At 35.8% G+C, this 11,640-nt stretch carries 8 protein-coding genes; 4 read left to right on the top strand and 4 right to left on the bottom strand.

Translation table 11 applies throughout. The features are described from left to right. Positions 1–322: 322 nt before the first annotated feature. From phnE to ANA7108_RS0101560, 3 genes are all read right to left on the bottom strand, one after another. Positions 323–1,120 carry a phosphonate ABC transporter, permease protein PhnE gene (gene phnE, locus ANA7108_RS0101570; protein WP_016948999.1) on the bottom strand — a complete coding sequence of 266 codons (798 nt, stop codon included), beginning with the start codon at positions 1,118–1,120 and terminating at the stop codon, positions 323–325. Between the two features lie 44 nt (positions 1,121–1,164). Beyond that, positions 1,165–1,929, bottom strand: a complete 765-nt coding sequence (locus ANA7108_RS0101565) for a phosphonate ABC transporter ATP-binding protein (protein WP_016948998.1) — start codon at positions 1,927–1,929, stop codon at positions 1,165–1,167. A 209-nt stretch (positions 1,930–2,138) separates the two neighbouring features. Continuing rightward, positions 2,139–3,113 carry a phosphate/phosphite/phosphonate ABC transporter substrate-binding protein gene (locus tag ANA7108_RS0101560; protein WP_016948997.1) on the bottom strand — a complete coding sequence of 325 codons (975 nt, stop codon included), beginning with the start codon at positions 3,111–3,113 and terminating at the stop codon, positions 2,139–2,141. Positions 3,114–3,502: 389 nt separating this feature from the next. On the opposite strand from ANA7108_RS0101560, the gene ANA7108_RS0101555 reads away from it, so the two are divergent. Then, on the top strand, positions 3,503–4,918 hold the full coding sequence (locus ANA7108_RS0101555; RefSeq protein ID WP_016948996.1) for a cobyrinate a,c-diamide synthase: 1,416 nt from the start codon (positions 3,503–3,505) through the stop codon (positions 4,916–4,918). Here the strand turns inward: ANA7108_RS0101555 and ANA7108_RS0101550 are convergent. Next, positions 4,874–5,299 (bottom strand): cyclic nucleotide-binding domain-containing protein, encoded by a 426-nt coding sequence (locus ANA7108_RS0101550; RefSeq protein ID WP_016948995.1) that lies wholly within the window; start codon positions 5,297–5,299, stop codon positions 4,874–4,876. The genes ANA7108_RS0101555 and ANA7108_RS0101550 overlap by 45 nt on opposite strands. Before the next feature lie 533 nt (positions 5,300–5,832). Between ANA7108_RS0101550 and ANA7108_RS0101545 the strand changes: the two genes are divergently transcribed. The 3 genes from ANA7108_RS0101545 to ANA7108_RS0101535 all read left to right on the top strand — a co-directional run bounded on the left by ANA7108_RS0101545 (position 5,833) and on the right by ANA7108_RS0101535 (position 11,550). Further along, on the top strand, positions 5,833–6,831 hold the full coding sequence (locus tag ANA7108_RS0101545) for a hypothetical protein (RefSeq protein ID WP_016948994.1): 999 nt from the start codon (positions 5,833–5,835) through the stop codon (positions 6,829–6,831). A 32-nt stretch (positions 6,832–6,863) separates the two neighbouring features. After that, positions 6,864–8,471 (top strand): CHAT domain-containing protein, encoded by a 1,608-nt coding sequence (locus tag ANA7108_RS0101540; protein ID WP_026103924.1) that lies wholly within the window; start codon positions 6,864–6,866, stop codon positions 8,469–8,471. Between the two features lie 121 nt (positions 8,472–8,592). Beyond that, positions 8,593–11,550 carry a UPF0182 family protein gene (locus ANA7108_RS0101535; RefSeq protein ID WP_026103923.1) on the top strand — a complete coding sequence of 986 codons (2,958 nt, stop codon included), beginning with the start codon at positions 8,593–8,595 and terminating at the stop codon, positions 11,548–11,550. The last annotated feature ends 90 nt before the right edge of the window (positions 11,551–11,640 follow it).

The following is an 11,640-nucleotide window of genomic DNA, read 5'->3' as shown; positions in this document are numbered from 1 at the left end:
CTCCCTAATCGTTCTATTGTCTATTTTACAACAAGGCGTGAGTTGCAAGCTCTATCTTCTGGGAGATGCTTTTCATTTTTGTCAAAAAGCACCCTTTATTTAGTGAAATTTGGCGTAATATATCGGTCACTCTGGGAGCATCCCAAATGTGTAAGTTTATTTTTTATCTGAGCTTCCAACTGAATACAAAGCATAAAATAAACGAACCGCGAAGACGCGAAGAGCGCGTTCGCGTAGCGTGCCGAAGGCATAGGTAAGAGGTAAAACAGGTTTTTTGGGTTAGTTGCGTATATTTTTGCAAAATTGGGATGCTCCCGTCACTCTAGATTGACTCTAAATAACGACGTAACTTACTACTAAACCAATCAATAACTGTCACTACTACTAATAGTACTAACATCATGGTTGTGGCTTTGGTATATTCAAAACCATCTATATAACTTTTTAATTGAAAACCTATACCTCCAGCACCAACTACTCCTAAAACCGAAGCAGCACGAATGTTATATTCAAACATCCACAGGGTATAACCTAATCCTAAAGGTAATATTTGCGGTAATATTCCATACTGGGCTATTTGTATTCTTGATGCCCCAATCACCTGTAAAGATGCTAAGGAACTATTATCTACTGATTCTATAGCTTGTTGATAAAACTTAGCAAGATAGCCAATAGTATATATTGATAATGCTAATGTGCCAGCAGGTGCGCCCAATCCTGTAGCAGCTACAAAGATTAAACCTAAGATAATTGAAGGTACGGAACGAACGGAGTTTTGTATTAAGTTTGCTATCCATCTTAACCACAAAGGGGCGATATTATTAGCGCTGGCTATGGCAATTGGTAATGATAAAACTGCACCTATGGATGTTCCCCATACAGACATCTGCACAGTTTCAATTAACCCTTTAATGGCAATATCTAAAACTTGCCAATTCGGAGGAAATAACCGAGAAATAAAATCTATAATGAAAGGACTACTATCTTTTAATAATTGAAAATCAACTTTTAATCCTTGTAATGCCCAAGTGTAAACTCCTATTATTAACAAGAAAATAACTAAAGAAATAAACCAAGAATGATAACGATGCAAATTTTGCAATTTAGAAATGCTTTTCATTTTTAAAATTACTCAATATAATTTGAATTACTTTACTTGATAAATTATAAAAATCGTTCTTGTAAATTTTCACATTTACCATCATAAACGACTTTTCCATGATCTAAAATTATAGCCCTTTGAGCGTATGCTGTAGCTAATGCTAAATCATGTAAAACAGTTATTATAGTTAAGCCTTGTTGATGTAATTCTGCTAATGTTGCCATTACTTGTTGTGAAGCTACTATATCTAAACCTGTTGTGGGTTCATCAGCTAAAAGTATTTGTGGGTATTGAATTAATGCTCTAGCAATAGCTACTTTTTGTTGTTGTCCACCACTTAATTGACTAGTTTTTTGATATATTTGTTCTTTTAAACCTAATTGTATTAATAATTCTAAGGCTAATGTGCGATCACGTTGGGAAAATCCAAATATAGTTTGTCGAGTTGTTCTTACTCCTAATTTTCCACACAATACATTATCAATTGCTGATAATTGCCGGATTAATCCACCTCCTTGAAATAACATTCCCACATCTCGACGGATTTGCGGTAAATTTTGATTATTTACAGAAACACCATCAATTTTAATTTCTCCCTTGACTAAAGGTACTAAACCTACAAGTGATTTTAATAATGTCGATTTACCAGCACCATTCAATCCTAATAATGCGACAAATTCACCTTGATTAATTTTGCAGTTAATATCATTTAATATTGGCCGCTGTAGAGATGAAATATAACCTGTCTCTAAGTGAGAACATTCAATAAAATTCACGTTTTTTTGAGATGAATGGTAATTATTAGTTGTTTCAGAATAAACAGTCATGGCTAATTTTATCAAAAGCTAATGTAAATAGCAAAGTTATGTCAGAATAGAGAGTTTTCTGATTTAAATTCTCTATCCTAACTTGTTATACCGTTTTTGTATGAAGATGCAATTTATCTATTGTTGTAGAGCCGATAATCCCTACACAGGGAACGTCTCTACCAAATAAATTTGGCGCATCTTTACATAGAATTGGTATTAGTTAAAAACTATGGATCTATTCCCACATTTTTTAAAGCTTCTTTAACTGGTCGGAGATGTCGATCATGATCAATTCTTACCAGTTCTGTAGAATTATATAAACTGGTGAGTAATTGATTATTTTCTGATTTGTTTAACTTTAATAAAGCATTAATAAGCTTTTCTCTGATCAGAACTGGTACATCATCATCAATAGCAATACCATGAGCAGGAACACCAGAAATTTTATGTAATATTCTGACTTTATCTCTATTTTGAGCGGCAAGATAGGGTGAAAATAGAGCATATTCTGATACTACAGCTACATCAGCTTGTCCTCTAACTACAGCATCTAAAGCCTTGCTATAATTTCCACCATAACTAATTTTACCAAAGAAGTTTTCTAAGCGATCACGATTAGGAACAAAACCTTGTTTCACTAATTCACTTACTGGAAAAATAAATCCAGAACCAGATGTCGGAGAAGTAAAAGCAATTGTTTTTCCTCTGAGTTGTTCTAAAGTTGCTTTTGGAGAATTTTTACTTTTTAATTGGCTATTACTGGGAACAACAAAAATAGAATTATAAGTGTATCTACCAGAGTAATTTTTGCGAACTTCAGCCAAATATAAACGAGAATTTGCTAATTGTTCAGCCTTTAAAGCTGAACGACTGCTTAAAAACGCTACATCAGCTCTATTTGCTCTTAAGGATTCTACTGCGGCTGTATCATCACCTACTTGCGCTTTGATAGGCATTTTTAACTCTTTAGATAAAAATACAGCTACATTATCAGCTTTATTTTGCAAGTCAGTAGAATCTGCACGAGTAGGAAAAACTATGGTTAAAGTTTTAATTTTTTGAGCAACTAAGTGTGGTGTTAGTTGATTTTCAGAAAAGTTAGCAACGGCTATTTGCGGAGATCCTAAACTACTGAAAACCATTCCTGTCAACGCTAATAACCCTGCACTAACATACCAAGAGTATTTTTGGCTCACTTGCATTTTTTCCTCCAATAGAAATAATTTTCAGTATTTTTGCTAATTACTTGCAATTAACATGATAAAAAAACTCTATAACTTTTAGGAATAAAAGTCAATAAGCTAGATATTTTTTGATGATTTTTGTAAATTTATGATAGACCTCTGCCAAAAAAAGTCTTGTGGTAAGCTAGGTGATTGAATAAATGGTCAATAAGTTGACTAGCTTTTTCAATGTTATAAGTATAAATGTTGCTAATTAAGTAGCAATGTTATGTGAAGCGTTTCTGCGGTTAACGTGTTCAAGCTATCCCAAGCAAGTGTTTAAATTTCCGATTCGACAGTTGCTTTGTTAGGTCAAAACCTTTTATCCTACCATAAAACAATTTTGGAAGAGGTCTACTAAATTACTAATGTCTATTATTATTGCTGGAGAACGTAGCGGGGTGGGTAAGACAACAGTAACACTTACCCTTTTAGCGTCTTTGTGTCGTCGTGGTGTGAAGGTGCAATCTTTTAAGGTGGGGCCAGATTATATTGACCCGATGTTTCATCAGTATGTTACTGGTCTGCCTTGTCGGAATTTAGACTCTGTACTGACTTCAGAAAATTATGTACAAAAATGTTTTAATCTTCATTCCCCTGGGTGTGAATATGCTCTGGTTGAAGGGGTGATGGGTTTATTTGATGGGGTTAAGGGGACTGGAGAAGAACATCAATTACCAACTGATTTTGCGAGTACGGCGCACGTTGCACGGTTATTAGATATACCTGTAATTTTGGTAATTGATTGTAGTCGGTTGTCTGGTTCAGTGGCTGCGATCGCACATGGATATTGTGCTTTGGATAGTAGAATTAAAGTTGCTGGGTTAGTATTGAATCGTGTGGGTAGCGATCGCCATTTATACCTGCTCAAAGATTCCCTAAAACCTCTACAATTGCCTATTCTCGGCGTTTTAAGACGACAAGATAATATTACTATACCTGACCGTCATCTGGGTTTAGTCCCCACATCTGAATTACCAGAATTGAATGATGTCGTCAATCGCTTGGCAGATTTAGGCGATAATTGCTTTGATTGGCAAAAATTATTACCACTACTGCAAGTATCTCAAGTTTCAGCTATTAATCCTCAATCTCCCAAATCCCCAATCCCCAATCTCAAATCTAAAATCAGAATTGCTGTTGCACGAGATAAAGCCTTTAATTTTTACTATCAAGACAATTTAGATTTACTAAAACAATTAGGTGCAGAATTAGTTTTTTGGAGTCCTTTAGAAGATACTGAATTTCCAAAAAATATCCAAGGACTGTATTTTGGTGGTGGATTTCCCGAAGTATTTGCACAACAATTAGCCGCAAATACTAGCATTATTAAAGAAGTAAAAACAGCTATTTTAGCCGGAATTCCCACAATTGCAGAATGCGGAGGATTGATGTATTTATGTGAAAATATTATTGATTTTGAAGGTAAATCTTGGCCAATGCTGGGAATTTTACCAACATCGGCACAAATGGATAAAAGTCTAACTTTAGGATATCGTCGCGCAGTAGTTTTAGAAAATAGTTGCTTATTTGATGCAGGAACAAATATTTATGGACATGAGTTTCATCGTTCCCATTTAATTACTAATCCTCAACAACCATTATTTGATACTTATCGTTATGATTGTGAGGAAAATACAGGATTTGAAGGTTGGAATTTACCTAATGTTCATGCTTCATACATTCATCAACATTGGGGAGAAAGTGTAGAAATTCCCTACAGGTTTCTGCAACAATGTCTAATGATTAATACTTTCATTCAGTCGGCGAATTATCCGCGATAGTTCACGAATGATATTCACCGCAATTTCTGGAGTTTCTTCAATCGCATCATAAAGTTGCTCTTGGGTGAGTTCTAAACATTCACAAGAATCTACAGTTGTAGCGGTGGCGGAACGGGGTTGAGTATCAAATACAGCCATTTCTCCGAAGTATTTCCCTTGCTCAACTTCTGCTAATTTTGTTTCCCCAATATGGACTTTGACTTTACCAGATACAACAATATAGAGCGAGCGCCCTTCTTCGCCCTGTTTAAAGATACTGTAATTAGCAGGATATGATAGTTCATTCATCACTGAAGCCAGCCGCACCACAAAATCATCTCGCAATTCGTTAAAAATGGGGACACGCCGGACAAATAACAACCGATCAACGCTGGTAAGCATAATTACTATTTATTAATAAAAACAGTCTCAAACCTGAAGAGAGAAAGCAATTAGCCATATTAACAGGACTTACGCAACTGGCACATTGGTAGGGTGTGGTTCGGCAAGCTCACCAACCACGTCAGATATCAACAATCTGTTTATTTGCAGGATTTATGCAGTAGTAAAGCACCCTACAACAGATTTTTAGTGTGACACTTGCGTAAGTCCTAATTAATAAGGATTTTGACTTAGGCTCTCTAGGGCGGATGTAGAATGTAGAGAATATTATACCAGTTAATTAGTAAGTAGGTGATGATTGTGAACACTTCCATATTTCTGTGAAAACTTTATCCTTCAGTCGTGACCATTAGCAGAATAATGATCCCTAAACACTTATTGATACGTAACTTTCTTTTTACCTTAGTCATAAAACTATCTAGAGTATTGATATAATAATTACCACTATGGGGTATTTAAACAAAACGTATTGATATCCCCATTTAAAATTTAGGGATTTTTAGCATCTCCACTTACACACATCTGGTATGATTATGTACTTTCTAGAGAGTTATTCCCCCATAGAAATTTATCACAATGTACATAGCCAAATGATTTATGAGGATAAATTTACTCCTATTCAAGTTGCAGCGCTAAACACCATCACAGAATTTCCAACTTTAGGAAATATAGAATCAGAAACTGTCACGTCAATCACTACCAAAGCTATAATATCCTCTGATTACTTAAGCCAGGCTCCTGAAATCAATATGGATCAAAATGTTAATCCAGTTGATGGTAATTATTTAACAACAGAACCTAGCTACCCAGAGCAAAAGCCGTTTAAACCACAAAAGTTACCCTTAGTACTAGAGAAGAATAAAACGCAGCTGCTTTCATCTCCCAGTATTACGATGCTCACACCATCAGCTTATGGTAAATCTTGGGGAAGAGCTTCTATCGCGGTAGGATTTCAATCTCGCGCTCGCTTTACTGACAAAGCAGATGGAGTTTTAGGTGTGGGTATAGGCTTAGGTGATGCTAACAAATCGGTTGGTTTAGATGTAAATATAGGTATTGTTGATCTAGATTCTTTCCAAGATGGAAACATTAGTTTTAAATTACATCGCCGACTTCCCAATGATCTAGCTGTAGCTGTTGGTGTGAAGAATTTTGTGACTTTTGGTGATACTGACGGGGGTACATCTGGTTATGGTGTAATTACTAAAATGTTTCGCTTACAAGATAGTGATAGCAAACCATTCAGTCGTCTTTATGTCTCTGCTGGTGTCGGTGGTGGACAGTTTCGTTCAGAATCGGATATTAACAAAAATATTGATACAGTTGGTGTGTTTGGTAGTGCCGCTATGCAAGTTGCAAAGCCAGTAAGTGCAATCATTGAATGGTCTGGACAAGATTTGGGTTTGGGTTTATCTGTCACACCATTTCCCAAAATTCCTTTAGTAATTACACCAGGAATTAGTGATATTACTGGCAATGCAGGTGATGGCAGTCGCTTTATATTAGGCGTTGGTTATAGTATTTCTTTTTAGTTGAATTTACGTGAGTATTTAGGATGAAATTAATGAAAATTAATCGTTTATTCTTGTCAATCTTTTTGTCAGTTATTTTAATTATTAGTTTCTTGAAATCTGTGCAGGCACAATCGGGAAATCAGTCAGATATCACTAATCCTGACCCTCAAGAGATCGTTAACCCTGGAAATCAGTCAGATATCACTAATCCTGACCCTCAAGAGGTTGTTAAACCTGGAAATCAGTCAGATATCACTAATCCTGATACCCAAGAAATTATTAATCCTGATAATGATAATAAAAATACGGGTGTAATTGTCGTAGATAGAAATGAATTTGATAGAGATTTTTCAGCAGCAACACCAGAAGAAGCTGTGAATAAGTTGGAAGAATTACAAGCTTTTCAATTTGGGAAATATTTAGGTACTGATTTTTTTGGAGATATTGCTTCAACTGAAGATATTGCTAATAATTTATCTAACCTTGCTAAAAAGACAAATAGAAAAGCCGCAGTTATTTACGTAACTGCCCTAAAAGATAAATTAAGCCTAATTCTAATCCCGCCAATTGAAAATCAAAAAAATATTTCCAGCAATGCAAAAAGCTTACAACCCATAACACAAACTCCAGCATATCAGACTAAAATTATCCGCAAAGATGTCATAGAAGCTAAAAATAGTAACATCCAAAAAGTTGCTAAAGAGTTTCGAGTAAAAATTACTAATAATAGACGCAATGATTACCTTGACGACGCACAAAAACTCTATAAGTGGATAATTGAGCCTCTGGAGCCAGCCTTAAAAGCTAATAAAATCAATACTTTAATCTTTTCAATGGATAATGGCTTAAGAACTATCCCCATGGCGGCTTTACATGATGGTAAACAGTTCTTGATTGAAAAATATAGTATTGGTATTATCCCTAGTTTTAGCCTCACAGATACTCGTTATATCCCTATCGTCAACTCAGATATCCTGGCTATGGGGATATCACAAAGTACAGAAGGACAAGAGCCTTTACCATCTGTTCCCATAGAAATAGACACCATAAGTAAACAAATTTGGCAAAGTCAAGCTCAGATATTTTTAAATGAATCATCTACAATAAATAATCTTAAGACTTTCAGTATTAAAAATAATTATGGAATTATTCACTTAGCAACTCATGGTGATTTTAAGCCAGGAAAAATCAATAACTCTTATATTCAACTTTGGAATGAAAAAATAAATTTGCAACAGTTGAAAAAGCTATCTCAAGAATTAAACTGGAATAAAAATCCTAAAGTAGAAATGTTAGTTTTGAGTGCCTGTAGGACTGCGTTGGGTAGTCAAGAAGTTGAATTGGGATTTTCTGGTTTAGCAGTGCAGGCAGGGGTAAAGTCGGTATTAGGTAGTCTCTGGTATGTGAGTGATCAAGGTTCTTTGGCACTGATGACCAAATTTTACGAGCAGCTCAAGATGACTTCCTTGCGCTCCGAATCTCTCAGACAAGCTCAGTTAGCAATGCTGAAGGGAGAAGTTCGCATAGCAAATGAACAATTATATCTATCCCCAGACAAGCGCATTTCTCTACCTCCAGAACTGTCTAATTTAGGTAAGATAGACTTATCACATCCTTATTTTTGGTCTGCTTTCACTATGGTTGGTAACTGGAATTAACAGTTAAGTAAGTAGACTTACAGCAGATTTCAGGTTGCAGGAGGCTATATAACAAGAAAATTTCCACCCTGTTCTCTTTTCCCTGCTGTATATCGTACTCCCAATTAATGGGTAAAAAAGAATGTTCTCGAAATGGTTGTTAAGAGTTTTTATAGTATCGATAGTTCTGTTGTTAATATTGGTTTTAGTATCCCATTTAGGAGCCGAGATTTTTTGGTTTCAGGAAGTTGGCTATTTGCAGACATTTCTACTGCACTTAATAACTCAAAGTACTTTATGGGTAGTTGTTGTTAGTATTAGTTTTGCCTATCTTTTAGGTAATCTAGCAGTAGCAAATCGGCTCAAATATTCCCAATTTCTGAAAAGTGAACCAGTCCGTAATGAAGAAAAAGGACTTGCTAGGGAACTAACACATTTTCTCAGCCACCAGTATGACAGATTTGGTGAAACCGCTAAACCGGATTTCATAAATAGAAAAATTAGATTGTACCTACTACTACCCATAACTTTAGGACTAAGTTTTTTGGTAGGGTTAATTGTGGCACATTATGGGGAAGTCACCCTAAATTACTGGCATAGTGAAGTTAATCAGGTTAGTGTAATTCTACCTCTATTCCAATTGGAGACAATTTGGAATTTAGCCAGCAAGATTGTTTCCCAAATCTGGTATTTTATTTTAGCTGTGGTCATGGCGATCACTCTTTTAGTATATTCCCAATTTTGCCTGAGAGCGATCGCAATTATTCTCAGTCTTATTTTTGGTTGGGTGCTGTCTCAAAATTGGGAAAAGATAGTCCTATATTTCCATTCCACTCCCTTCAACAGTACAGAACCTTTATTTGATAAAGATATCGGCTTTTATATTTTCTACCTCCCAGTTTGGGAACTATTAGCATTTTGGCTAGTTGGATTATGTTTATATGGCTTTATTGCCGTTCTTCTCAGTTATCTTTTATCTGGAGATAGCTTAAGTCAAGGTATTTTTCCGGGCTTTTCACCATCACAAAGACATCATTTATTCGGCTTGGGTGGCTGTTTGATGTTGGTGATAGCTTTTAGTTATTGGCTGAGTCGTTATGAACTCGTTTATTCTCCCCGTGGGGTTAGTTTTGGCGCTAGTTATACCGATGTTCAAGTACAGTTACCAGCTGACACCAGCTTATGTGTTTTAGCTATAGCAATCGCATTTTATCTGCTATGGCAAACTTTATTTTGGAAACCTAAATCTCGGCATCATCGCTGGATAATTTATGGCTTAGGTTTTTATCTAGGCTTAATCGTTATTGGTGATTTTATTTTACCTGCTGTTGTTCAATATTTAATCGTTCAACCCAATGAATTACAACGAGAGCAGCCTTATATACAGCGTACTATTGCGCTAACTCGTCAAGCCTTCGATTTAGAAGTAATTGATTCTCAAACCTTTAACCCCCAAGGAAAATTAACTCAATCTAATCTCAAAGCTAATAATCTCACAATTCGTAATATCCGAGTTTGGGATCAAGAACCACTATTAAAAACTAACCGTCAATTACAACAAATTCGTCCCTATTATCGGTTTCCTGATGCTGATATTGATCGTTACAAAATCACAAATCAATCAACAGAAAAACAGCAGGTGTTAATTGCAGCTAGGGAATTAGACTATAATGCTGTACCACAACAAGCTAAGACATGGATAAACCGCAATTTAATTTACACTCATGGTTATGGCTTTACTATGAGTCCCGTCAATAAAGTTGCTCCTGGTGGTTTACCAGAATATTTCGTTAAAGATATTAGTGGCAATGGTAGTGCATTAACTACTTCTAGTGAAGCTATTCGTAAAAGTATTCCTATTGGTGAACCGCGAATTTATTATGGAGAAATTACTAATACTCATGTCATGACAGGCACGAGAGTCAGAGAATTAGATTATCCCAGTGGCAGTGATAATGTTTATAATACCTACGATGGTAAAGGTGGAATTAGAATTAATTCTCTGTGGAGACGGTGGCTATTTGCTATGTATTTGAAAGATTGGCAAATGGTGTTTACAAGAGATTTTCTACCAGAAACAAAAGTATTATTCCGGCGAAATATTACCCAAAGAATTCACGCTATTGCACCTTTTTTAAAATTCGATAGTGAACCTTATTTAGTTGCTGCTGATGCTAATCCTAATAATAATAATCCACAATTTTCAGGAGAAAAAAATTATCTTTACTGGATTGTAGATGCTTATACAACAAGCGATCACTATCCCTATTCTGACACAGGTAACAACGGCATTAACTATATTCGCAATTCCGTTAAAATACTAATTGATGCTTACAATGGTACAGTGAGATTTTACATCGCTGAACCAAAAGATCCTGTCATTGTTTCCTGGTCAAAAATCTTTCCTCAAATGTTTCAACCGCTGGCAGCTATGCCTGCAAATCTCCGCAGTCATATTCGCTATCCGGTTGATTTCTTTAAAATTCAATCGGAACGGTTAATGGTTTATCATATGACCGATCCCCAAGTATTTTACAATCGAGAAGATCAATGGCAAATCCCTAATGAAATTTATGGAAATCAAACCCGTCAAGTTGAACCTTACTATTTAATTACTAGCCTTCCTAATGTTGCTTTTGAAGAATTTATCTTGCTGATTCCCTACACACCTAAACAACGAACAAATTTAATTGCTTGGTTAGCAGCACGTTCAGATGGCGAGAACTACGGTAAATTACTATTATATAATTTTCCTAAAGAACGCTTGATTTATGGACCAGAGCAAATAGAAGCAAGAATTAATCAAGATCCCGTAATTTCTCAACAAATTTCTCTATGGAATCGTCAAGGTTCTAGAGCAATTCAGGGTAATCTTTTAATTGTTCCTATTGAGCAATCTTTATTGTACGTTGAACCAATTTATTTAGAAGCTACACAAAATAGTTTACCAACGTTGGTAAGGGTAGTTGTCGCTTATGAAAATCGCATTGTTATGGCACAAACTTTGGAACAAGCTTTGCAGGCAATTTTTCAGCCAGACTTAACACCAGCACCAGCGATTATTCGTCCTGTAGAAGAAGAAGGAACACCACCGACTTAGAGAATGTGGCGTTGCTGAATAAGGCGATGATTGAGGCTGACACGCTGACGCGGGGACACTCCAGACGGGAGCATCCCAAATGTGTAAGTT

It is taken from the genome of Anabaena sp. PCC 7108, assembly GCF_000332135.1.
Classification (GTDB): Bacteria; Cyanobacteriota; Cyanobacteriia; order Cyanobacteriales; family Nostocaceae; genus Anabaena.
This window is presented reverse-complemented; position numbering and strand designations above follow the sequence as displayed.

Coding starts and splice junctions, on each gene's coding strand:
- ANA7108_RS0101535 (WP_026103923.1), top strand. CDS start 8,593: ATGTTCTCGAAATGGTTGTTAAGAGTTTTTATAGTATCGATAGTTCTG.
- ANA7108_RS0101550 (WP_016948995.1), bottom strand. CDS start 5,299: ATGCTTACCAGCGTTGATCGGTTGTTATTTGTCCGGCGTGTCCCCATT.
- ANA7108_RS0101560 (WP_016948997.1), bottom strand. CDS start 3,113: ATGCAAGTGAGCCAAAAATACTCTTGGTATGTTAGTGCAGGGTTATTA.
- ANA7108_RS0101555 (WP_016948996.1), top strand. CDS start 3,503: ATGTCTATTATTATTGCTGGAGAACGTAGCGGGGTGGGTAAGACAACA.
- ANA7108_RS0101565 (WP_016948998.1), bottom strand. CDS start 1,929: ATGACTGTTTATTCTGAAACAACTAATAATTACCATTCATCTCAAAAA.
- ANA7108_RS0101545 (WP_016948994.1), top strand. CDS start 5,833: ATGTACTTTCTAGAGAGTTATTCCCCCATAGAAATTTATCACAATGTA.
- phnE (WP_016948999.1), bottom strand. CDS start 1,120: ATGAAAAGCATTTCTAAATTGCAAAATTTGCATCGTTATCATTCTTGG.
- ANA7108_RS0101540 (WP_026103924.1), top strand. CDS start 6,864: ATGAAAATTAATCGTTTATTCTTGTCAATCTTTTTGTCAGTTATTTTA.